Source organism: Streptomyces sp. CC53 (assembly GCF_001865245.1).
In the GTDB taxonomy this organism is placed as follows: Bacteria; Actinomycetota; Actinomycetes; order Streptomycetales; family Streptomycetaceae; genus Streptomyces.
This window is the reverse complement of sequence record NZ_MKXB01000170.1, coordinates 34,169-57,473: the sequence shown is the minus strand read 5'-3', so window position 1 is coordinate 57,473 and position 23,305 is coordinate 34,169. Positions and strand designations below refer to the sequence as shown.

At 69.0% G+C, this 23,305-nt stretch carries 17 protein-coding genes and 1 tRNA gene; 15 read left to right on the top strand and 3 right to left on the bottom strand.

Annotated elements, in window-relative coordinates:
* Nucleotides 1-84: 84 nt before the first annotated feature.
* On the bottom strand, nucleotides 85-1,320 hold the full coding sequence (locus tag BJP40_RS20965) for a pyridoxal phosphate-dependent aminotransferase (protein WP_071281665.1): 1,236 nt from the start codon (nucleotides 1,318-1,320) through the stop codon (nucleotides 85-87).
* Between the two features lie 265 nt (nucleotides 1,321-1,585).
* On the opposite strand from BJP40_RS20965, the gene BJP40_RS20960 reads away from it, so the two are divergent.
* The 10 genes from BJP40_RS20960 (at nucleotide 1,586) to BJP40_RS20915 (ending at nucleotide 14,175) form a co-directional block, all read left to right on the top strand.
* A tRNA-Trp gene (locus tag BJP40_RS20960) sits at nucleotides 1,586-1,658 on the top strand.
* 102 nt (nucleotides 1,659-1,760) lie between these two features.
* The gene (secE, locus tag BJP40_RS20955) at nucleotides 1,761-2,045 is read left to right on the top strand and encodes a preprotein translocase subunit SecE (RefSeq protein ID WP_071273091.1); all 285 of its coding nucleotides are present in this window, start codon (nucleotides 1,761-1,763) and stop codon (nucleotides 2,043-2,045) included.
* 77 nt (nucleotides 2,046-2,122) lie between these two features.
* On the top strand, nucleotides 2,123-3,010 hold the full coding sequence (nusG, locus tag BJP40_RS20950) for a transcription termination/antitermination protein NusG (RefSeq protein ID WP_071281664.1): 888 nt from the start codon (nucleotides 2,123-2,125) through the stop codon (nucleotides 3,008-3,010).
* Between the two features lie 181 nt (nucleotides 3,011-3,191).
* Nucleotides 3,192-3,626 carry a 50S ribosomal protein L11 gene (gene rplK, locus BJP40_RS20945; protein WP_071273094.1) on the top strand — a complete coding sequence of 145 codons (435 nt, stop codon included), beginning with the start codon at nucleotides 3,192-3,194 and terminating at the stop codon, nucleotides 3,624-3,626.
* An 82-nt stretch (nucleotides 3,627-3,708) separates the two neighbouring features.
* Nucleotides 3,709-4,431: a 50S ribosomal protein L1 gene (gene rplA, locus BJP40_RS20940; RefSeq protein WP_071273097.1), complete on the top strand. Its 723-nt coding sequence runs from the start codon at nucleotides 3,709-3,711 to the stop codon at nucleotides 4,429-4,431.
* A gap of 156 nt (nucleotides 4,432-4,587) precedes the next feature.
* Entirely contained in the window at nucleotides 4,588-4,839 is a 252-nt protein-coding gene (locus BJP40_RS20935) for a hypothetical protein (protein ID WP_143065980.1), read from the top strand.
* A 285-nt stretch (nucleotides 4,840-5,124) separates the two neighbouring features.
* Nucleotides 5,125-5,655, top strand: a complete 531-nt coding sequence (gene rplJ / locus BJP40_RS20930) for a 50S ribosomal protein L10 (protein WP_071273103.1) — start codon at nucleotides 5,125-5,127, stop codon at nucleotides 5,653-5,655.
* A 116-nt stretch (nucleotides 5,656-5,771) separates the two neighbouring features.
* The gene (gene rplL / locus BJP40_RS20925) at nucleotides 5,772-6,161 is read left to right on the top strand and encodes a 50S ribosomal protein L7/L12 (RefSeq protein ID WP_071273106.1); all 390 of its coding nucleotides are present in this window, start codon (nucleotides 5,772-5,774) and stop codon (nucleotides 6,159-6,161) included.
* A gap of 532 nt (nucleotides 6,162-6,693) precedes the next feature.
* Nucleotides 6,694-10,179 carry a DNA-directed RNA polymerase subunit beta gene (gene rpoB / locus BJP40_RS20920; protein ID WP_071273109.1) on the top strand — a complete coding sequence of 1,162 codons (3,486 nt, stop codon included), beginning with the start codon at nucleotides 6,694-6,696 and terminating at the stop codon, nucleotides 10,177-10,179.
* 96 nt (nucleotides 10,180-10,275) lie between these two features.
* Nucleotides 10,276-14,175: a DNA-directed RNA polymerase subunit beta' gene (locus BJP40_RS20915; RefSeq protein WP_071281662.1), complete on the top strand. Its 3,900-nt coding sequence runs from the start codon at nucleotides 10,276-10,278 to the stop codon at nucleotides 14,173-14,175.
* Between the two features lie 164 nt (nucleotides 14,176-14,339).
* Here the strand turns inward: BJP40_RS20915 and BJP40_RS20910 are convergent, their stop codons facing one another.
* A complete protein-coding gene (locus tag BJP40_RS20910; protein WP_071273115.1) occupies nucleotides 14,340-14,600 on the bottom strand; it encodes a hypothetical protein in 261 nt (86 codons plus the stop codon).
* Between the two features lie 844 nt (nucleotides 14,601-15,444).
* On the opposite strand from BJP40_RS20910, the gene rpsL reads away from it, so the two are divergent.
* From rpsL to tuf, 4 genes are all read left to right on the top strand, one after another.
* A complete protein-coding gene (gene rpsL / locus BJP40_RS20905; protein WP_003948652.1) occupies nucleotides 15,445-15,816 on the top strand; it encodes a 30S ribosomal protein S12 in 372 nt (123 codons plus the stop codon).
* Nucleotides 15,817-15,818: 2 nt separating this feature from the next.
* Nucleotides 15,819-16,289 carry a 30S ribosomal protein S7 gene (gene rpsG, locus BJP40_RS20900; RefSeq protein WP_023587042.1) on the top strand — a complete coding sequence of 157 codons (471 nt, stop codon included), beginning with the start codon at nucleotides 15,819-15,821 and terminating at the stop codon, nucleotides 16,287-16,289.
* A 39-nt stretch (nucleotides 16,290-16,328) separates the two neighbouring features.
* Nucleotides 16,329-18,455 carry an elongation factor G gene (fusA, locus tag BJP40_RS20895; RefSeq protein ID WP_071273118.1) on the top strand — a complete coding sequence of 709 codons (2,127 nt, stop codon included), beginning with the start codon at nucleotides 16,329-16,331 and terminating at the stop codon, nucleotides 18,453-18,455.
* A 157-nt stretch (nucleotides 18,456-18,612) separates the two neighbouring features.
* The gene (tuf, locus tag BJP40_RS20890) at nucleotides 18,613-19,806 is read left to right on the top strand and encodes an elongation factor Tu (protein WP_031134103.1); all 1,194 of its coding nucleotides are present in this window, start codon (nucleotides 18,613-18,615) and stop codon (nucleotides 19,804-19,806) included.
* Nucleotides 19,807-20,110: 304 nt separating this feature from the next.
* Here the strand turns inward: tuf and BJP40_RS20885 are convergent, their stop codons facing one another.
* Complete coding sequence (locus tag BJP40_RS20885; RefSeq protein WP_371258674.1) at nucleotides 20,111-22,123, bottom strand: PIG-L family deacetylase; 2,013 nt, start codon at nucleotides 22,121-22,123, stop codon at nucleotides 20,111-20,113.
* Nucleotides 22,124-22,505: 382 nt separating this feature from the next.
* On the opposite strand from BJP40_RS20885, the gene BJP40_RS36370 reads away from it, so the two are divergent.
* Nucleotides 22,506-23,261 carry a MarR family winged helix-turn-helix transcriptional regulator gene (locus BJP40_RS36370; protein WP_071281661.1) on the top strand — a complete coding sequence of 252 codons (756 nt, stop codon included), beginning with the start codon at nucleotides 22,506-22,508 and terminating at the stop codon, nucleotides 23,259-23,261.
* Nucleotides 23,262-23,305 lie beyond the last annotated feature (44 nt).

Sequence of the window (23,305 nt, the reverse complement as noted above, 5' to 3'; positions counted from 1 at the left end):
CGTCGGGGAACGAAGAAGCGGGCCCCGGTCCGGAAGCGTTCCCGGACCGGGGCCCGCCACGAGGAGGCGCGCAGGCGGACCGCGTCAGTCGCGGGCCTCCGCCAGCAGCTTCTGCATCCGGCTCACGCCCTCCACCAGGTCCTCGTCGCCCAGCGCGTACGACAGCCGCAGGTAGCCCGGCGTGCCGAACGCCTCACCCGGCACCACCGCGACCTCGACCTCGTCCAGGATCAGCGCCGCCAGCTCCACGGAGGTCTGCGGGCGCCTGCCGCGGATCTCCTTGCCCAGCAGCCCCTTCACCGACGGGTACGCGTAGAAGGCGCCCTCCGGCGTCGGGCAGACCACGCCGTCGATCTCGTTCAGCATCCGCACGATGGTCTGGCGGCGCCGGTCGAACGCCTCGCGCATCGCCGCCACCGCGTCCAGGTCGCCGGAGACCGCGGCCAGCGCGGCGACCTGCGCCACGTTGGAGACGTTCGAGGTGGCGTGCGACTGGAGGTTCGTCGCCGCCTTCACGACGTCCTTCGGACCGACGATCCATCCCACGCGCCAGCCCGTCATCGCGTACGTCTTCGCCACGCCGTTCACCACGATGCACTTGTCCCGCAGCTCCGGTACCAGCGCCGGGAGCGAGGTGAAGACGGCGTCGCCGTACACGAGGTGCTCGTAGATCTCGTCCGTCAGCACCCACAGCCCGTGCTCCGCGGCCCAGCGGCCGACGGCCTCGGCGTCCTCGCGGGAGTAGACGGCGCCGGTCGGGTTCGACGGGGAGACGAAGAGGACGACCTTGGTGCGCTCGGTGCGCGCCGCCTCCAGCTGCTCCACGGACACGCGGTAGCCGGTGGTCTCGTCGGCGACGACCTCCACGGGCACGCCGCCGGCGAGCCGGATCGACTCCGGGTACGTGGTCCAGTACGGCGCCGGGACGATGACCTCGTCACCCGGGTCGAGGATGGCGGCGAACGCCTCGTAGATCGCCTGCTTGCCGCCGTTCGTCACGAGGATCTGGGACGGGTCCACCTCGTAGCCGGAGTCGCGCAGCGTCTTGGCGGCGATCGCGGCCTTCAGCTCGGGCAGGCCGCCTGCCGGGGTGTAGCGGTGGTACTTCGGGTTGCGGCAGGCCTCGACCGCGGCCTCGACGATGTAGTCGGGGGTCGGGAAGTCGGGCTCGCCCGCGCCGAAGCCGATCACGGGGCGTCCGGCCGCTTTGAGGGCCTTGGCCTTGGCGTCCACGGCCAGGGTGGCCGACTCGGAGATCGCGCCGATGCGGGCGGAGACCCTGCGCTCGGTCGGGGAGGTCGGAGGAGTTGCAGCGCTCATGCGGCCCATGCTCCCAGACCCCGCCGGGGCCCGGTACACGGGTTTCACCGTACGAACCGGTACCGCCGGCGCGTCGCGCGGGCACCCCTCGGCGAGACCCCGGGGCGGGGCCGTACGGCGGGGGGACGGCGGGCTCGCGGGGGTATCTGTTCGACGCGGCGGCGCTGACCACGTACACTCTCTGCTCGTTGGCCCTCACGAACCACACCGCACCGAGGCTTACGGAGCACTGCTGCGGATGCGGTAAGTTGGGGGAGCACCACAAAGGGTCGTAGCTCAATTGGTAGAGCACTGGTCTCCAAAACCAGCGGTTGGGGGTTCAAGTCCCTCCGGCCCTGCTACACACACCGCCAGGATGTGTGCGCAGGTATGTACTTCATTGCACCGCCGTGCGGCTCCACCCGGGCGCGGCACGGCCGACCCGGAATCAGGTGAGAGACGTGACGGACGCCGTAGGCTCCATCGACATGCCTGATGCTGAAGACGAAGCGCCGGAGTCGAAGAAGAACCGCAAGGGTGGCAAGCGAGCCAAGAAGGGCCCGCTGGGCCGTCTCGCGCTCTTCTACCGCCAGATCGTCGCCGAGCTGCGCAAGGTCGTCTGGCCCACTCGTAGCCAGCTCTCGACCTACACGACCGTTGTGATCATCTTTGTTGTCATCATGATCGCCATGGTGACCGTGATCGATCTCGGCTTCACGGAAGCAGTCAAGTACGTCTTCGGCTGATTCCCGCGGAGGGCGCCCACCCCGGCGCCCCTTTTCGCATGTTCCACCCCATCTGTATCCAGGAAGAAGCAGCCACCGTGTCTGACCCGAACCTGAACGAGTCCGCCCAGGACGAGCTCGACGTCGTCGAGGCGGCCGACGAGGACCAGGCGGAAGCTGCGGACGCCGCTGCCGACGAGGCGGCCGAGGGTCACGCCGAGGCCGGCGAGACGGCGGATGACGCCGAGGACGCCGACGAGACGGAGTCCGAGGACGAGGTCGAGGCCGAAGAGGCCGACGAGGACGTCCAGGACGAGGCCGCCGAGGCTGACGACGAGTCCGAGGACGAGGCTGAGGCCGCCGCCCCCGTCGATCCGGTCGCCGCCCTCCGCGAGGAGCTGCGCGGCCTCCCGGGCGAGTGGTACGTGATCCACACCTACGCGGGCTACGAGAAGCGCGTGAAGGCGAACCTGGAGCAGCGTGCCGTCTCGCTGAACGTCGAGGACTTCATCTACCAGGCCGAGGTCCCCGAGGAAGAGATCGTCCAGATCAAGAACGGCGAGCGCAAGAACGTCAAGCAGAACAAGCTGCCTGGCTATGTGCTCGTCCGCATGGACCTGACGAACGAGTCCTGGGGCGTCGTCCGCAACACGCCCGGCGTCACCGGCTTCGTCGGCAACGCCTACGACCCGTACCCGCTGACCCTGGACGAGATCGTCAAGATGCTCGCCCCGGAGGCCGAGGACAAGGCCGCCCGCGAGGCCGCGGAGGTCGCGGGCAAGCCCGCCCCCGCCCGCAAGGTCGAGGTCCAGGTCCTGGACTTCGAGGTCGGCGACTCCGTCACCGTCACCGACGGTCCGTTCGCCACGCTGCAGGCGACCATCAACGAGATCAACGCCGACTCGAAGAAGGTCAAGGGCCTCGTCGAGATCTTCGGCCGCGAGACCCCGGTCGAGCTCAGCTTCGACCAGATCCAGAAGAACTGAGGCCAAGCCGGGCCCACCCGGCGTTCTGAAGGCTTCCGGACAGGTCAGAGGTGGGGCTTCCCACTTCTGACCTGCTCGGTTTTTGGACGTGCACCGATACCCGTTATCGTTGTGCGGTATGCCTCCATCCGGATGATGCCGGGTGGCGGCGGAACACTCTCACTAGGACCCGGAGAGAGCAATGCCTCCCAAGAAGAAGAAGGTCACGGGGCTTATCAAGCTCCAGATCCAGGCCGGCGCCGCCAACCCGGCCCCGCCGGTCGGCCCGGCGCTGGGCCAGCACGGCGTCAACATCATGGAGTTCTGCAAGGCCTACAACGCCGCGACCGAGTCGCAGCGCGGCTGGGTGATCCCGGTGGAGATCACGGTCTACGAGGACCGCTCCTTCACCTTCGTCACCAAGACTCCGCCGGCCGCGAAGATGATCCTCAAGGCCGCGGGTGTGGAGAAGGGCTCCAGCGAGCCGCACAAGACCAAGGTCGCCAAGATCACCGAGGCGCAGGTCCGCGAGATCGCCACCACCAAGATGCCCGACCTCAACGCGAACGACCTGGACGCCGCCGCGAAGATCATCGCCGGCACCGCCCGTTCCATGGGCATCACGGTCGAGGGCTGACCAGCCCCCTCGCAGTGACCTCTGTGGTAGGGCCAGGCGCTGGCCCGCACCACGACTCCACCCCTGAAACACAGGAGAAGCAGTGAAGCGCAGCAAGGCTCTGCGAGCCGCGGACGCGAAGATCGACCGGGCGCGCAACTACGCCCCCCTCGAGGCCGTCCGCCTCGCCAAGGAGACCGCCAGCACCAAGTTCGACGGCACCGTCGAGGTCGCCATGCGTCTGGGCGTCGACCCGCGCAAGGCCGACCAGATGGTCCGCGGCACCGTGAACCTTCCGCACGGCACCGGCAAGACCGCCCGGGTCCTGGTCTTCGCGACCGGTGACCGTGCTGCGGCCGCGGAGGCCGCCGGCGCCGACATCGTCGGCTCCGACGAACTGATCGACGAGGTGGCGAAGGGTCGTCTGGACTTCGACGCCGTCGTCGCCACCCCGGACCTCATGGGCAAGGTCGGCCGCCTCGGCCGCGTCCTCGGCCCGCGTGGTCTGATGCCGAACCCGAAGACCGGCACCGTCACCATGGACGTTGCCAAGGCCGTCACCGACATCAAGGGCGGCAAGATCGAGTTCCGTGTCGACAAGCACTCGAACCTGCACTTCATCATCGGCAAGGTGTCGTTCGACGAGACGAAGCTGGTCGAGAACTACGGCGCGGCCCTGGAGGAGATCCTCCGTCTGAAGCCGTCCGCCGCGAAGGGCCGCTACGTCAAGAAGGCGACCCTCACCACCACCATGGGCCCCGGCATCCCGCTGGACCCGAACCGCACCCGGAACCTCCTCGTCGAGGAGGACCCGGCCGCGGTCTGAGCCTGACGGCTCACCCGGTTCGCCGACCGGCCCCCGCCCTTCTCCGGAAGGGCGGGGGCCGGTTTGTGTGGCGGCCCCCGTTCCTCTCCCCTGAGGGCCGGGGGCCGGCCCCATCCAGAGGGGGTGCCGGCCCCTTGGGTTGCCGTGCAGGTGCTCGTGACCGAGGTCTGGGTCAACGGGGACGGCTGCCCCGTCAAGATGGACGCCGGCATGGAGTCGGCACAGGGCACGGTGAAGGTCACCGCCGAGTACTCCGACTACGGCACCGAGGCGGCCGTGACGGCGCCGCCGGCCGACGAGACCGTCGACCTCGTCAAGATGCTCGAAGGGATGACGGGCGCCGCGGACGAGGGCACGGGTGCCGACGGCACGGGCGCTGGCGAGGACCCGTTCGCCGACGCGGCCTGACGCGCGGCCCCCGGGAGCGGTCGGCGCCGATTTGCCTGTCGGCGTCACCCTCCCGTACGCTGCCTGGGAAGCCAAAGACCGCTGGTCGCTGCTGTGCCCGTACGGGTGCGGCGGCCGAAGGATCCGCTAGCTGCGGACGACCCGCGCAGGTGACTCAGGAGTGCTCCCAGGATTCTCGTCCTGGTCGAGTGACGCCCCGTGTGCCTGCGCCGGGGCGTTTCGTTTTGCCCAGTCTCCTTCCTTCAGCCACTGCGGTCCGAATCACCCGGAAGGAGGCCGAGGCTCATGGCGAGGCCCGACAAGGCTGCCGCGGTTGCCGAGCTGACGGACAAGTTCCGCAGCTCCAGCGCCGCTGTGCTGACCGAGTACCGCGGTCTCACCGTGGCGCAGACCAAGCAGCTGCGCCGTTCGCTCGGTGAGAACGCCCAGTACGCCGTGGTGAAGAACACGCTGACCAAGATTGCGGCCAACGAGGCCGGGATCAGCACGCTCGACGACCTGTTCAACGGTCCGACGGCGGTCGCCTTCGTCACCGGTGACCCGGTCGAGGCGGCGAAGGGTCTTCGTGACTTCGCCAAGGAGAACCCGAATCTCGTCATCAAGGGCGGTGTCCTTGACGGCAAGGCGCTGTCCGCCGACGAGATCAAGAAGCTTGCGGACCTCGAGTCCCGCGAGGTTCTGCTCAGCAAGCTGGCCGGTGCCTTCAAGGCGAAGCAGTCCCAGGCTGCCTCCGTCTTCCAGGCGCTGCCGTCGAAGCTCGTCCGCACCGTGGACGCGCTGCGCGCCAAGCAGGCCGAGCAGGGCGGTGCCGAGTAATTCGGCTCGCACTCTGATCGCCGCCTGATCCCCGGCGGCGGTCACCGCGGGCCAGACGTACGCCCGCCTCACATGTACATCCCGGCACCTGCCGAATGAGTGGAAGGACCGCCATCATGGCGAAGCTCACCCAGGACGAGCTGCTCGCGCAGTTCGAGGAGATGACCCTCATCGAGCTCTCCGAGTTCGTGAAGGCCTTCGAGGAGAAGTTCGACGTCACCGCCGCCGCTGCCGCGCCGGTCGTCGTCGCCGGTGGTGCCGCTGGTGGCGCCGCCGCCGAGGCCGAGGAGGAGAAGGACGAGTTCGACGTCATCCTCACCGGCGCCGGCGACAAGAAGATCCAGGTCATCAAGGTCGTGCGCGAGCTGACCTCCCTCGGCCTGAAGGAGGCCAAGGACCTGGTCGACGGCACCCCGAAGCCGGTCCTGGAGAAGGTCAACAAGGAGGCCGCCGAGAAGGCCGCCGAGTCCCTCAAGGGCGCCGGTGCCTCCGTCGAGGTCAAGTGACCTCCTGCGGGTCTCCTGACTCGTTCTGACGCCCCTCAGCGGGCGTGAGGAAGGGCGATCACCCATTGGGGTGGTCGCCCTTCCGTCGTTGCGTGGCAGCCGGGTTGCACTGGGGCTCCAGGGGAGTATGGTGATCTTCGCCGTGCGCCGCGCACAGCCCGGGGCCTTGACGAACCGCACGCCGCGCGCAATTCTCAGGACGCGTCGGCAGCCGATCCAGATCCGAGGCATGGATCGGTGACCGAACGGGCAGTATCGATGTGCGCCGACGGCGCGAGGTGCGCGAAGTTGAGAACAACGAGGGTCGCGATCTACTCGCCCTGGACATCAGTGGGCCAAGTGGCTACACTGACCCTTTGCGCTGCCTGTTAGCTGCTCCCTGCCCGTCACCAGGGGCATCCCCTCGCAAGAGCACAGTTGACCGAGTGCCCTGACCAGGCCCTTTGGCCCCTTCAGGAACATTCGTCGTCTCTGCGCCCGGCTGGGAACCGGTACGCGCGTAGTGAGTCCGAGCCCTCGGAAGGACCCCCTCTTGGCCGCCTCGCGCAACGCCTCGACCGCGAATACGAACACCGGCGCAAGCACTGCTCCGCTGCGCATCTCCTTTGCAAAGATCAAGGAGCCCCTTGAGGTTCCGAACCTTCTCGCCCTGCAGACCGAGAGCTTCGACTGGCTGCTCGGCAACGCGGCGTGGAAGGCTCGTGTCGAGGCGGCTCTTGAGCGGGGAGAGGACGTCCCCACCAAGTCCGGTCTTGAGGAGATCTTCGAGGAGATCTCCCCGATCGAGGACTTCTCCGGGTCGATGTCGCTCACCTTCCGCGACCACCGCTTCGAGCCTCCGAAGAACTCGATCGACGAGTGCAAGGAGCGCGACTTCACCTACGCCGCGCCGCTCTTCGTCACGGCCGAGTTCACGAACAACGAGACCGGCGAGATCAAGTCCCAGACGGTCTTCATGGGCGACTTCCCGCTCATGACGAACAAGGGCACCTTCGTCATCAACGGCACCGAGCGTGTCGTGGTGTCGCAGCTCGTCCGCTCGCCGGGCGTCTACTTCGACTCCTCCATCGACAAGACGTCCGACAAGGACATCTTCTCGGCCAAGATCATCCCGTCCCGGGGTGCCTGGCTGGAGATGGAGATCGACAAGCGCGACATGGTCGGCGTCCGCATCGACCGCAAGCGCAAGCAGTCCGTCACCGTCCTCCTCAAGGCGCTCGGCTGGACCACCGAGCAGATCCTGCAGGAGTTCGGCGAGTACGAGTCCATGCGCGCCACCCTGGAGAAGGACCACACCCAGGGCCAGGACGACGCGCTGCTCGACATCTACCGCAAGCTGCGCCCGGGCGAGCCCCCGACGCGTGAGGCCGCGCAGACGCTGCTCGAGAACCTCTACTTCAACCCCAAGCGCTACGACCTGGCCAAGGTCGGCCGCTACAAGCTGAACAAGAAGCTGGGTGCGGACGAGCCGCTGGACGCGGGTGTCCTGACCGTCGACGACATCATCGCGACGATCAAGTACCTGGTGCAGCTGCACGCCGGTGAGACCGAGACCGTCGGTGCCAACGGCTCGACGATCGTCGTCGAGACCGACGACATCGACCACTTCGGCAACCGCCGCCTGCGCAACGTCGGCGAGCTCATCCAGAACCAGGTCCGCACCGGTCTGGCCCGTATGGAGCGCGTCGTCCGCGAGCGCATGACGACCCAGGACGTCGAGGCGATCACGCCGCAGACCCTGATCAACATCCGGCCGGTCGTCGCCTCCATCAAGGAGTTCTTCGGCACCAGCCAGCTGTCCCAGTTCATGGACCAGAACAACCCGCTGTCCGGGCTGACGCACAAGCGTCGTCTGTCCGCGCTCGGCCCGGGTGGTCTGTCCCGTGAGCGGGCCGGCTTCGAGGTCCGCGACGTGCACCCGTCGCACTACGGCCGCATGTGCCCGATCGAGACCCCCGAAGGCCCGAACATCGGTCTGATCGGCTCGCTCGCCTCCTACGGCCGCGTCAACGCGTTCGGCTTCGTCGAGACCCCGTACCGCAAGGTCATCGACGGCCAGGTCACCGACGACGTCGACTACCTGACCGCCGACGAGGAAGACCGCTTCGTCATCGCCCAGGCCAACGCGCCGCTGACCGAGGACCTCCGGTTCGCCGAGCCCCGCGTCCTGGTCCGCCGCCGCGGCGGCGAGGTCGACTACCTCCCCCCCGAGGACGTCGACTACATGGACGTCTCGCCGCGCCAGATGGTGTCGGTCGCGACCGCCATGATCCCCTTCCTGGAGCACGACGACGCCAACCGTGCCCTCATGGGCGCGAACATGATGCGCCAGGCCGTGCCGCTCATCCAGGCCGAGTCCCCGCTCGTCGGTACCGGCATGGAGTACCGCTCCGCCGTCGACGCCGGCGACGTGGTCAAGGCCGAGAAGGACGGTGTGGTCCAGGAGCTCTCCGCCGACTACATCACCGTCGCCAACGACGACGGCACGTACATCACGTACCGGCTGGCCAAGTTCGCCCGCTCCAACCAGGGCACCTCGGTCAACCAGAAGGTCATCGTCGCCGAGGGCGACCGGGTCGTCGAGGGCCAGGTCCTCGCCGACGGCCCGGCCACCGAAGACGGCGAGATGGCGCTCGGCAAGAACCTCCTCGTGGCCTTCATGCCGTGGGAGGGCTACAACTACGAGGACGCGATCATCCTGTCGCAGCGCCTCGTGCAGGACGACGTCCTCTCCTCGATCCACATCGAGGAGCACGAGGTCGACGCCCGCGACACCAAGCTGGGCCCCGAGGAGATCACCCGGGACATCCCGAACGTCTCCGAGGAGGTCCTCGCCGACCTCGACGAGCGCGGCATCATCCGCATCGGTGCCGAGGTCGTCGCCGGCGACATCCTCGTCGGCAAGGTCACCCCGAAGGGCGAGACCGAGCTGACCCCCGAGGAGCGCCTGCTCCGCGCGATCTTCGGCGAGAAGGCCCGCGAGGTCCGCGACACCTCGCTGAAGGTGCCGCACGGTGAGACCGGCAAGGTCATCGGCGTGCGCGTCTTCGACCGCGAGGAGGGCGACGAGCTGCCCCCGGGCGTGAACCAGCTGGTCCGCGTCTACGTGGCGCAGAAGCGCAAGATCACCGACGGTGACAAGCTCGCCGGCCGCCACGGCAACAAGGGCGTCATCTCCAAGATCCTGCCGATCGAGGACATGCCGTTCCTGGAGGACGGCACCCCGGTCGACATCATCCTCAACCCGCTCGGTGTGCCGTCCCGAATGAACCCGGGACAGGTCCTGGAGATCCACCTCGGCTGGCTCGCCAGCCAGGGCTGGGACGTCTCCGGCCTCCAGGAGCAGTGGGCCGAGCGGCTCCAGTCCATCGGCGCCGACCGCGTCGAGCCGGGCACCAACGTCGCGACCCCGGTCTTCGACGGCGCCCGCGAGGACGAGCTGGCCGGTCTGCTGGAGCACACCATCCCGAACCGCGACGGCGACCGCATGATGCTGCCGTCCGGCAAGGCGCGCCTGTTCGACGGCCGCTCCGGCGAGCCGTTCCCGGACCCGATCTCGGTCGGGTACATGTACATCCTCAAGCTGCACCACCTGGTCGACGACAAGCTGCACGCCCGGTCGACCGGTCCGTACTCGATGATCACCCAGCAGCCGCTGGGTGGTAAGGCTCAGTTCGGTGGCCAGCGCTTCGGTGAGATGGAGGTGTGGGCGCTGGAGGCTTACGGCGCCGCATACGCCCTCCAGGAGCTGCTGACCATCAAGTCCGACGATGTCACCGGCCGCGTGAAGGTCTACGAGGCCATCGTCAAGGGCGAGAACATTCCCGAGCCCGGCATCCCGGAGTCCTTCAAGGTGCTCATCAAGGAGATGCAGTCCCTGTGCCTCAACGTGGAGGTGCTGTCCTCGGACGGCATGTCCATCGAGATGCGCGACACCGACGAGGACGTCTTCCGCGCTGCGGAGGAGCTCGGCATCGACCTGTCCCGGCGCGAGCCGAGCAGCGTCGAAGAGGTCTGACGGGTCGGCCGGCCGGACCCCCCGAGGTCCGGCCGGCCACCCCGCGACCCGTACAGACCATGGATTGACACAAACCCTGAGAGGGATTGACGCATAGTGCTCGACGTCAACTTCTTCGACGAGCTGCGGATCGGCCTGGCCACCGCGGACGACATCCGCCAGTGGTCCCACGGCGAGGTCAAGAAGCCGGAGACCATCAACTACCGCACCCTGAAGCCCGAGAAGGACGGCCTCTTCTGCGAGAAGATCTTCGGCCCCACCCGGGACTGGGAGTGCTACTGCGGCAAGTACAAGCGTGTCCGCTTCAAGGGCATCATCTGTGAGCGGTGTGGCGTCGAGGTCACCCGCGCGAAGGTGCGCCGTGAGCGGATGGGCCACATCGAACTGGCCGCCCCCGTCACCCACATCTGGTACTTCAAGGGCGTCCCGTCCCGGCTGGGCTACCTGCTGGACCTCGCCCCGAAGGACCTGGAGAAGGTCATCTACTTCGCGGCGTACATGATCACGTACGTCGACGAGGAGCGCCGCCAGCGCGACCTGCCCTCGCTGGAGGCCCACGTCTCCGTCGAGCGCCAGCAGATCGAGCAGCGCCGCGACGCCGACCTCGAGGCCCGCGCCAAGAAGCTCGAGACCGACCTGGCCGAGCTGGAGGCCGAGGGCGCCAAGGCCGACGTGCGCCGCAAGGTCCGTGAGGGTGCCGAGCGCGAGATGAAGCAGCTCCGCGACCGCGCCCAGCGCGAGATCGACCGCCTCGACGAGGTGTGGAGCCGCTTCAAGAACCTCAAGGTCCAGGACCTGGAGGGCGACGAGCTGCTCTACCGCGAGCTGCGCGACCGCTTCGGCACCTACTTCGACGGCTCGATGGGCGCCGCCGCGCTGCAGAAGCGCCTGGAGTCCTTCGACCTGGACGAGGAGGCGGAGAAGCTCCGCGAGATCATCCGCACGGGCAAGGGACAGAAGAAGACCCGCGCCCTCAAGCGGCTCAAGGTCGTCTCCGCGTTCCTGCAGACCTCCAACAGCCCCAAGGGCATGGTCCTGGACTGCGTCCCGGTCATCCCGCCGGACCTGCGTCCGATGGTGCAGCTGGACGGTGGCCGCTTCGCGACCTCCGACCTGAACGACCTGTACCGCCGCGTCATCAACCGGAACAACCGCCTGAAGCGGCTTCTCGACCTCGGCGCGCCCGAGATCATCGTGAACAACGAGAAGCGCATGCTCCAGGAGGCCGTCGACGCGCTGTTCGACAACGGCCGCCGCGGCCGCCCGGTCACCGGACCCGGCAACCGCCCGCTGAAGTCCCTCAGCGACATGCTGAAGGGCAAGCAGGGCCGCTTCCGTCAGAACCTGCTCGGCAAGCGCGTCGACTACTCGGCCCGTTCCGTCATCGTCGTCGGCCCGCAGCTCAAGCTGCACCAGTGCGGTCTGCCGAAGTACATGGCGCTGGAGCTGTTCAAGCCGTTCGTGATGAAGCGCCTGGTCGACCTGAACCACGCGCAGAACATCAAGTCGGCCAAGCGCATGGTCGAGCGCGGCCGCACCGTCGTGTACGACGTCCTCGAAGAGGTCATCGCCGAGCACCCGGTGCTGCTGAACCGTGCCCCCCCCCTGCCCCGCCTCGGCATCCAGGCCTTCGAGCCGCAGCTGGTCGAGGGCAAGGCCATCCAGATCCACCCGCTCGTCTGCACCGCGTTCAACGCGGACTTCGACGGTGACCAGATGGCCGTCCACCTGCCGCTCTCCGCGGAGGCGCAGGCCGAGGCCCGCATCCTGATGCTGTCCTCGAACAACATCCTCAAGCCCGCCGACGGCCGCCCGGTCACCATGCCGACCCAGGACATGGTGCTCGGCCTGTTCTTCCTCACCACCGACGAGGAGGGCCGGGAGGTCAAGGGCGCGGGTCGCTCCTTCGCCTCGACCGCCGAGGCGATCATGGCCTTCGACGCCCGCGAGCTGTCGCTCCAGGCGAAGGTCGAGATCCGCTTCCCGATCGGCTCGGTCCCGCCCCGCGGCTGGACGCCGCCGGCCGCGGAGGAGGGCGAGCCCGAGTGGCAGCCGGGTGACGGGTTCCGTCTGGAGACGAGCCTGGGCCGCGCGCTCTTCAACGAGCTGCTGCCCGAGGACTACCCGTTCGTCGACTACCAGGTGGGCAAGAAGCAGCTCTCCGAGATCGTCAACGACCTCGCCGAGCGCTACCCGAAGACGATCGTGGCGGCGACGCTCGACAACCTGAAGGCGGCCGGTTACCACTGGGCCACCCGCTCCGGTGTCACCGTCGCCATCTCCGACGTCGTCGTGCCCGAGGCGAAGAAGACCATCGTCGCCGGCTACGAGGCCCAGGACGAGAAGGTCCAGAAGCAGTACGAGCGCGGTCTGATCACCAAGGACGAGCGCACTCAGGAGCTCATCGCGATCTGGACCAAGGCGACCAACGAGGTCGCCGAGGCGATGAACGAGAACTTCCCGAAGACGAACCCGATCTTCATGATGGTCGACTCGGGTGCGCGCGGAAACATGATGCAGATGCGTCAGATCGCCGGTATGCGCGGTCTGGTGTCGAACGCCAAGAACGAGACCATCCCGCGTCCGATCAAGTCCTCGTTCCGTGAGGGCCTGTCCGTGCTGGAGTACTTCATCTCCACGCACGGTGCGCGTAAGGGTCTGGCGGACACCGCTCTGCGTACCGCCGACTCGGGTTACCTCACCCGTCGTCTCGTCGACGTCTCCCAGGACGTCATCATCCGCGAGGAGGACTGCGGCACCGACCGCGGTCTGCGTCTGGCGATCGCCGAGCGCGGCGCGGACGGCGTCCTGCGGAAGACGGAGAACGTCGAGACCAGTGTGTACGCGCGCTGCCTCGCCGAGGACGTCGTCGTCGACGGCAAGGTGCTGGCCCCGGCCGGTGTCGACCTCGGTGACGTGCTCATCGAGCAGCTGGTCGGCGCCGGCGTGGCGGAGGTCAAGACCCGCTCGGTCCTGACCTGCGAGTCCGCCGTCGGCACCTGCGCCATGTGCTACGGCCGCTCGCTGGCCACCGGCAAGCTGGTCGACATCGGTGAGGCGGTCGGCATCATCGCCGCCCAGTCCATCGGTGAGCCCGGCACCCAGCTGACGATGCGTACCTTCCACACCGGTGGTGTGGCCGGTGACGACATCACCCAGGGTCTGCCGCGTGTCGTCGAGCTCTTCGAGGCCCGTGCCCCCAAGGGCATGGCGCCGATCGCCGAGGCCTCCGGCCGCGTGCGGATCGAGGAGACCGAGAAGACCAAGAAGATCGTCATCACGCCGGACGACGGCAGCGACGAGACGGCCTACCCGATCTCGAAGCGCGCCCGTGTCATGGTCGGCGAGGGCGACCACGTCCAAGTGGGCCAGAAGCTCACCGTGGGTACCGAGAACCCGCACGACGTGCTGCGCATCCTCGGCCAGCGGGCCGTGCAGGTCCACCTGGTCGGCGAGGTGCAGAAGGTCTACAACTCGCAGGGCGTGTCGATCCACGACAAGCACATCGAGATCATCATCCGGCAGATGCTGCGCCGTGTGACGATCATCGAGTCGGGCGACGCAGAGCTGCTGCCCGGCGAGCTGGTGGAGCGCTCGAAGTTCGAGACCGAGAACCGTCGCGTGGTCCAGGAAGGGGGCCACCCGGCCTCCGGCCGTCCGCAGCTGATGGGTATCACCAAGGCGTCGCTGGCGACGGAGTCGTGGCTGTCCGCGGCCTCCTTCCAGGAGACGACCAGGGTCCTGACGGACGCGGCGATCAACGCCAAGTCCGACTCCCTGATCGGCCTCAAGGAGAACGTCATCATCGGTAAGCTCATCCCGGCCGGTACGGGCCTGTCCCGTTACCGCAACATCCGGGTCGAGCCGACCGAGGAGGCCAAGGCCGCGATGTACTCGGCCGTCGGCTACGACGACATCGACTACTCGCCGTTCGGCACGGGCTCCGGCCAGGCCGTTCCGCTGGAGGACTACGACTACGGTCCGTACAACCAGTAAGGCGTACGTCTGACGAAGGGCGGTCACCCCGTGCGGGTGGCCGCCCTTCGGCGTGTCCGGGGCCCGGGGGAGTCCCGGGTGGGACCGCCGCCCCCCAGCGGGTCTGCCGCGGCGTGCGGGCCTCCGTGAAGCGTGGTGGGCGCGGTCGGTCCTCGCGCCGCCCCCTACGGGACCAGCGCGAGGTGGACGCGGCGCAGGGCGCGTACGCCGACGGCCAGCACCGGTGGGACGTCCTCCGCCGGGACGCGGCGGGCCAGGGCGAAGGCGTCGACCGCGACGGCGTAGTCGTCCACGACGGGCCGCGGGGTGTCCGGGGCGGTGGCCGCGGTGGCGTAGTCGGCGAGGACGTCGCCGTACGCGATCACGGTGAGGCGGACGTCCACCTCCACCACGTCGTACCGCTGCTGCGGCTGCTCGTCCGCCATCGTCCACCCCCGTGTGCCGAAGATCGCTGAGAATGCATTGTCCGGGCAGGGCGACGGAGGCGGCAGGGGGCTGTCTGCGCCGTCTTCGTCCGGGCAGGCTGCCGGGTGTCGGCAAGGTGGCCGGAGGTCCGCGTGTGCCCGCGGCATGGGGGGAGCGGAGGGGCCGGGGATGCCGCAGCCGGTTCTTGCCGGGCGGGGTGCCCGGGGCGTCTCCCGTGGTACTTCGTGCGGCGACGACACCGCAGGAGGTGCGGCGGGTACGGCTCGTGCGGCTGAGGCGGCACCCCGTGCGAGGGGGATGGGCGCGCGGGCATCGGGCCGGGCGCGAGGCCCGCGCTCCGCCCGGGTCCACCACGAGGGGCCGGACGGCCGGTCGCGGATGACCGGGGCAGGTTCACGGCGGCTGCCGGGCCGATCCGGCGGCCCCCGACCGGGCCCGTACGGGCGACCACGGCACGTGCACGGCCCCCGCCGCGGGCCGGTCGTCGTGCGGGGCTGCCGGTCCGGGCCGAGGGCGGGCGCGCCGGCCGTCCCCGTGGTCGACCTGCTGGTGGCGGCCACGGAGGCTCCCCGCCCCTGTTCGGGGGTTGCGCGGCCGGTTCGGGGCCCTGGCATTTGTTTTGACCGGAGTCCATGCGATAGGTACGCTCAGACCTTGTGCCTGGGGTGTGCCTGGGCTCCTGTGCGTGTCCTCAGCCGCACGGGCAGCCAGCAAGGGCCACCGCAATCTGTGCTCGTTCCCGCCCTGCGGCGGGGGCCCGCCTGATTCGACACACCCGACCGCGTGGGTCGGCGAAGTTCCAGGTTAGCTTTACTTATACGGCACACAGAAACCGGAGAAGTAGTGCCTACGATCCAGCAGCTGGTCCGCAAGGGCCGGCAGGACAAGGTCGAGAAGAACAAGACGCCCGCCCTTGAGGGTTCCCCTCAGCGCCGCGGCGTCTGCACGCGTGTGTTCACGACCACCCCGAAGAAGCCGAACTCGGCCCTGCGTAAGGTCGCGCGTGTGCGTCTGACCAGCGGGATCGAGGTCACCGCTTACATTCCGGGTGAGGGACACAACCTGCAGGAGCACTCCATCGTGCTCGTGCGTGGTGGCCGTGTGAAGGACCTGCCGGGTGTTCGCTACAAGATCATCCGCGGCTCGCTCGACACCCAGGGTGTCAAGAACCGCAAGCAGGCCCGCAGCCGCTACGGCGCCAAGAAGGAGAAGTAAGAATGCCTCGTAAGGGCCCCGCCCCGAAGCGCCCGGTCATCATCGACCCGGTTTACGGTTCTCCTCTGGTGACCTCGCTGATCAACAAGATCCTCCTGAACGGCAAGCGCTCCACCGCCGAGCGCATCGTGTACGGCGCCATGGAGGGCCTGCGCGAGAAGACCGGCCAGGACCCGGTCATCACGCTGAAGCGCGCCCTCGAGAACGTCAAGCCCGCTCTTGAGGTCAAGTCCCGCCGTGTCGGTGGCGCCACCTACCAGGTGCCGATCGAGGTCAAGCCCGGTCGTGCCTCCACCCTGGCGCTGCGCTGGCTGGTCGGTTACTCCCGCGCCCGTCGCGAGAAGACCATGACCGAGCGCCTGATGAACGAGCTGCTCGACGCCTCCAACGGCCTCGGCGCCTCGGTCAAGAAGCGCGAGGACACGCACAAGATGGCCGAGTCCAACAAGGCCTTCGCGCACTACCGCTGGTAGTCGCAACCCCCATCGAGACCGAGAGAAGACTGAAGCCTTATGGCTACCACTTCGCTTGACCTGGCCAGGGTGCGCAACATCGGCATCATGGCCCACATCGACGCGGGCAAGACGACCACCACCGAGCGCATCCTCTTCTACACCGGTGTTTCCTACAAGATCGGTGAAGTCCACGACGGCGCTGCCACGATGGACTGGATGGAGCAGGAGCAGGAGCGCGGCATCACGATCACGTCCGCCGCGACGACCTGCCACTGGCCGCTCGAGGACGTCGACCACACCATCAACATCATCGACACGCCGGGCCACGTCGACTTCACCGTCGAGGTGGAGCGTTCCCTGCGCGTGCTCGACGGCGCCGTCACCGTGTTCGACGGTGTCGCCGGTGTGGAGCCGCAGTCCGAGACCGTCTGGCGTCAGGCGGACCGCTACGGCGTTCCGCGTATCTGCTTCGTCAACAAGCTCGACCGTACGGGTGCCGAGTTCCACCGCTGCGTGGACATGATCTCGGACCGCCTGGGCGCGCAGCCGATCGTCATGCAGCTGCCGATCGGTGCCGAGGCGGACTTCAAGGGCGTCATCGACCTGGTCCGCATGAAGGCGCTGGTCTGGTCCGCCGAGGCCGCCAAGGGCGAGATGTACGACGTCGTCGACATCCCGGACACCCACGCCGAGGCCGCCGAGGAGTACCGCAACAAGCTCGTCGAGGCTGTCGCGGAGAACGACGAAGAGATCATGGAGCTGTACCTGGAGGGCCAGGAGCCCTCCGAGGAGCAGCTGTACGCCGCGATCCGTCGTATCACCATCGCCTCCGGCAAGGGCACCGGCACCACGGTGACCCCGGTGTTCTGCGGCACCGCGTTCAAGAACAAGGGCGTCCAGCCCCTGCTCGACGCGGTCGTGCGCTACCTGCCGTCGCCGGTCGACATCGAGGCCATCGAGGGCCACGACGTCAAGGACCCGGAGGAGGTCATCAAGCGCAAGCCGGCCGACTCCGAGCCGCTCGCCGCCCTGGCCTTCAAGATCATGAGCGACCCGCACCTGGGCAAGCTCACGTTCGTCCGCGTGTACTCCGGCCGCCTGGAGTCCGGCACCTCGGTGCTGAACTCCGTCAAGGGCAAGAAGGAGCGCATCGGCAAGATCTACCGCATGCACGCCAACAAGCGTGAGGAGATCGAGTCGGTGGGCGCCGGTGACATCGTCGCCGTCATGGGTCTGAAGCAGACCACGACGGGTGAGACGCTGTGCGACGAGAAGAGCCCGGTGATCCTGGAGTCCATGGACTTCCCGGCGCCGGTCATCGAGGTCGCGATCGAGCCCAAGTCCAAGGGTGACCAGGAGAAGCTGGGTGTCGCCATCCAGCGTCTCGCGGAGGAGGACCCCTCCTTCCAGGTGCACACCAACGAGGAGACCGGCCAGACCGTCATCGGCGGTATGGGCGAGCTTCACCTCGAGGTGCTCGTCGACCGCATGAAGCGCGAGTTCAAGGTCGAGGCCAACGTCGGCAAGCCGCAGGTCGCGTACCGTGAGACCATCCGCAAGACGGTCGAGCGCGTGGACTACACCCACAAGAAGCAGACCGGTGGTACCGGTCAGTTCGCCAAGGTGCAGATCGCGATCGAGCCGATCGAGGGCGGCGACGCCTCGTACGAGTTCGTCAACAAGGTCACCGGTGGCCGCATCCCGAAGGAATACATTCCTTCCGTGGACGCCGGTTGCCAGGAGGCCATGCAGTTCGGCATCCTCGCGGGCTACGAGATGACGGGCGTGCGCGTCACCCTCCTCGACGGTGGCTACCACGAGGTCGACTCCTCCGAGCTCGCCTTCAAGATCGCCGGTTCGCAGGCCTTCAAGGAGGCCGCGCGCAAGGCATCCCCCGTGCTCCTTGAGCCGATGATGGCCGTCGAGGTCACCACGCCCGAGGACTACATGGGTGAAGTCATCGGTGACATCAACTCCCGCCGTGGCCAGATCCAGGCCATGGAGGAGCGTGCCGGCGCCCGTGTCGTCAAGGGCCTGGTGCCGCTGTCGGAGATGTTCGGCTACGTCGGCGACCTCCGCAGCAAGACCTCGGGTCGCGCAAGCTACTCGATGCAGTTCGACTCCTACGCCGAGGTTCCGCGGAACGTCGCCGAGGAGATCATCGCGAAGGCCAAGGGCGAGTAACTCCACCGAGTTCACGCTTTAGGCTTGTCACCGGATACACCGGGGCGTTCGCCGCGATTCGCTGAAGAGCGGCGCGCGCCCCGGGGCCGGCATCCCAGCAAAGATCACCTGGCGCCGATGAGTAAGGCGTACAGAACCACTCCACAGGAGGACCCCAGTGGCGAAGGCGAAGTTCGAGCGGACTAAGCCGCACGTCAACATCGGCACCATCGGTCACATCGACCACGGTAAGACGACCCTCACGGCCGCCATTACCAAGGTGCTGCACGACAAGTACCCGGACCTGAACGAGGCCTCGGCCTTCGACCAGATCGACAAGGCTCCTGAGGAGCGCCAGCGCGGTATCACCATCTCCATCGCGCACGTCGAGTACCAGACCGAGTCGCGTCACTACGCGCACGTCGACTGCCCGGGTCACGCGGACTACATCAAGAACATGATCACCGGTGCCGCGCAGATGGACGGCGCCATCCTCGTGGTCGCCGCCACCGACGGCCCGATGCCGCAGACCAAGGAGCACGTGCTCCTGGCCCGCCAGGTCGGCGTTCCGTACATCGTCGTCGCCCTGAACAAGGCCGACATGGTGGACGACGAGGAGATCCTGGAGCTCGTCGAGCTCGAGGTCCGTGAGCTGCTCTCCGAGTACGAGTTCCCGGGCGACGACGTTCCGGTCGTCAAGGTCTCCGCTCTGAAGGCGCTCGAGGGCGACCCGGAGTGGGCCGAGTCGGTCCTCAACCTGATGAACGCCGTCGACGAGGCCATCCCGCAGCCGGAGCGCGACGTCGACAAGCCGTTCCTCATGCCGATCGAGGACGTCTTCACGATCACCGGTCGCGGTACGGTCGTCACCGGCCGTATCGAGCGTGGTGTCCTGAAGGTCAACGAGACCGTCGACATCATCGGCATCAAGACCGAGAAGACCACCACCACGGTCACCGGTATCGAGATGTTCCGCAAGCTGCTCGACGAGGGCCAGGCCGGTGAGAACGTCGGTCTGCTGCTCCGCGGCATCAAGCGCGAGGACGTCGAGCGCGGCCAGGTCATCATCAAGCCGGGCTCGGTCACCCCGCACACCGAGTTCGAGGCGCAGGCCTACATCCTCTCCAAGGACGAGGGTGGCCGCCACACGCCGTTCTTCAACAACTACCGCCCGCAGTTCTACTTCCGTACCACGGACGTGACCGGCGTCGTGACCCTCCCCGAGGGCACCGAGATGGTCATGCCGGGCGACAACACCACCATGTCGGTCTCGCTGATCCAGCCGGTCGCCATGGAGGAGGGCCTCAAGTTCGCCATCCGTGAGGGTGGCCGGACCGTCGGCGCCGGCCAGGTCACCAAGATCGTCAAGTGAGTCCCCGGACTCCCTGACGGCCTGAACGGCTGACCTGGTTGCTCCCAGGAGCACCTGGAGCATCAGCAAGGGCCCCGCACCTTTCGGTGCGGGGCCCTTTGCCGTGCGCAGAAGCAGGTCTCCCGGGGGCCGGACGCGCACGCGGTGACCAGTGCCGGCATCCGTACGCGTGCGAGCCCCCGTACGGATGCGTACGGGGGCTCGGTGCTGACCCGCGCGGCCCGGGAGGGTCCGGCAGGCGGGCTCACGGGCGGGGCGGGGCGGGCCCGGTGGCGCCGCCGTGGGTGCCGTCGCGCGGCGCTGGTCAAGCCGCGTCGCCGTGCGGCGCCCACGACCACGGGTAGGCGTCCGCCCCGATGCCCACCGCCACGGCACCCTGCGGGCCGAGGTGCAGCGTCGCCGCCCCCACCGGGACCACGCCGTGCGCCCGGGTGGTCCGGCGCCCCCCGGCGTGCAGCTGCATCCGGCCGCGCAGGTCGCGGCCGAGCAGCACCGGGCCGCTCGGCGTGCCGGCCGCGTGGGTCCGCCCGTACCCGTGGAACACGGGGCCGGAGGAGGGCCGGGCGGCGGTGCCGTCGATCCGTACCGCGGCCAGTTCCTTGCGGGTGGGGCGCCGGTAGTACAGCTCCAGCGTCCCGTCCGGTGCCGTCGTCACGGCCACCGGACCGTCCGGCGCGGGCAGGCCGGCGACCGGGCGCCACGTGACCGGCTCCCCGTGGTCGCCCTGCGCCCAGTGGTGCACGCCGCGGCGGCCCGCAGCGAACAGATGCACCAGACCGCGGCCGTCGACGACGGCCGTCAGACCGTCCTGGACGTCGCCCCCGCCCAGGTCGCGCCACGGGCCCCAGGTGCCGTCCGTCTCCCGTACGCGGCTGCTGACGGCCTTGTCGGCGTTCCGCACGAACAGGTGCACCCGTCCGTCCGGGGCGGTCACCGCCACCGGCACGCCGATGCGCCGGCCCCGGTCGTCGCTGCGCTCCGGGTTGCCGAGCCCGCTCCACGCCAGGAACGGGCCGCCGGGCGCGCGCTGTTCCAGCACCGCGATCTCCCGGTCGTTCGCGGCCCGGTGCCCGGCGAGCGCCGAGAACCGCAGGCCGAAGAGCAGCTGACGGCCGTCCGGCAGGGCCGCCGCGCCGAGGCCCGGCGCGAGCGGGCCGCCGCCCAGGTCGTCCGGCTGCTCCCACTGGCCGCTGCCGGCCTCCGTCTCCCTCCAGCGGACCGCGCGCAGCCCCAGCACCCCGTACACGACGAGCCGCCCGTCCTGGCCGGCGGTCACGACGGGGCCCGCCCCCGCGTAGCGGTGGTGGGTGGCGCGGACCCAGCCCTTCTTGTTGGTGAGCGGCCGCCTGCCGCCCACCATGTAGTCGCCGCACCCGCTGGGGTTGCCGCACTGCCACTCCGGGTCGCCGCCGTACGGGACGAGGTGCGCGGCCTTCCGCTTGAGGACCGCCTCGGGGAGGTTCTTCGGCCAGTGGCGGTTGTAGTACCCGCGGAAGGACGTGGCGACGAAGCCGGGTATCGCGCCGCCGTCCCTGCTGGCCTCCGCGGCCCAGCGGACCAGGGCGGCCCAGCTGAACGACGCGACGGCGGTGTGGTCGGCGTGGTCGGAGTAGCCGGGCTGCTCGGAGTCCTTCCTGCGGGTCTCCTCGTCGCTGTGCTGGAGGTCCGGGTCCGGGTCCAGCGTGTGCACGACGGTGGGCTGGTAGCGCTCCATCAGCCCCACCAGCACGTCGATCAGCCCGTCGTGGTCGTACCGGGACGACCGGCGCACCGGCGAGTCGGACGCGACGACGGTACGGACCGTCGTCGCCCGCTCCCCCCACAGCGAAGGCACGGCGTGGTACGTGCGCGGCTCGTGCATCGCGAGGTTCAGGAAGACCAGCTCCACGCGGCGGTTGCCGTGGGTCAGGGTGTCGACCTCGGCCTGCCGGTCGCCGCGCAGCGTCATCACGCCCTTCTGCCACGGCGTGAACATGTCGAGCCCCAGCATGGCGGCGTACGCCTGGCGAAGGCCCTGGTGGCGCGCGGACGAGTAGCCCGGCCGGTCCGCGGGCGGCGGCGTCGGGGACCCGGGGACGCGGTTGAGCCCGTTGTGCTCGCCCGCCGTCACGTAGACGCAGACCAGTGGCACCCCGGAGTCCACCATCTGCCGGCAGTCCGGGTTCATGAAGTACAGGTCGTCGTCCGGGTGCGCCATGATCTGCATGAGCTGGGCCCGACGGGTGCTCGTGATCGGCATGCCCGGGGCCGGGTCCGCGGTGGGGCCCGTCCGCCGCGGTGCGGGTACGGTGCAGCCGCCGAGGCCGGCGGCCGCCACGGTGACACCGGCCGCGGCGGCGGTCGCGGACGCCAGGAAGCGGCGCCTGCCGGGACGGAAGGTCCGGAGCGCGCGGAAGGTCCGGAAGCGGGCCGGTCGGCCCGGAGCGGCCTGGGAGTCCCGCTCGGCGGCCTGCGGGCCCCGCTCGCCCTGGACGAGGGCAGGGCGGAGCTCGGTTCCCCTTGAGTCGTTCACGTGGTCCCCGTGGCGAGAGAGTGGAGCTGGCTGCGCGGCAGAACACCCCTGGTCACAGCCGTGCCCCCGCGACCAGCAAGACTGGCATTCGATACGGGGGGTTGTGTGCGAAGGGTGTGACGTCCGAATCGTTACCGGGGTCGCGGGCCTTGACCTCAAGTCGAGTCGAGGTCGTAGCGTCCGCGGCATGACGGAGACGATCACCGACTTGAACCGGGCCGTGCACGCGGCCACCGACTCCACCGGCGCCCACCAGTCCGTGCTCTCCCCGGCGGTCGCCGACCCGCAGGCGGCGGACGCCGAACTGGCCGCGCAGCCCATCGGTTACTGGGCGGGCATGACCGGCCGGGTCGTGGTCGGCCTGCTGCGGGACGAGATGGCCCGCCTCGACGTGACCCAGCCCATGTGGTGGGCGCTGAACCGGATCCTGGCCGCGGGTGAGCAGGGCGCGACCCGGGAGGCGGTGGCGGCCCAGCTCGCGGAGGTCGCCGACGACCCGTACACGGTGCCGCGCGTCCTCGACCAGCTGCTCCACCGCGCATGGGTCAGCGCGGACACGGACGGCTCCCTGCACCTCACCGACGCGGGACGGGCGGGCCACGCCGCCGTGAAGCGTCTGGTCACCGGCCTACGCGCCCGGGTGCACGAGGGCGTGCCGGACGAGGAGTACGTGGCGGCGCTGAAGGTGCTGCGCAGGATGATGGCGAACGCGAGGGCGGCCGCGGCCGCCGCCTCCGCGGTGCCGCCCGTCGCCTCCGTGGTGCCGGCAGCCGCTTCCTCGGTGCCGCCCGCCTCCTCCTCGGGGCTGCCCGCCGCTTCCTCGGGGCTGCCCGCCGCTTCCTCGGACTCGGTGCCGTCCGCCGCTCCCTCCGCGGATACGTCCGCCGTTCTTCCTTCCGAGGTGTCCGCCGCTTCTCGTCCCGAAGCGTCCGCCGCCTCCTGAGGCCCCGCCGGGCCCGCGGTCCGGCCTTCGTGCCCGGCAACTCC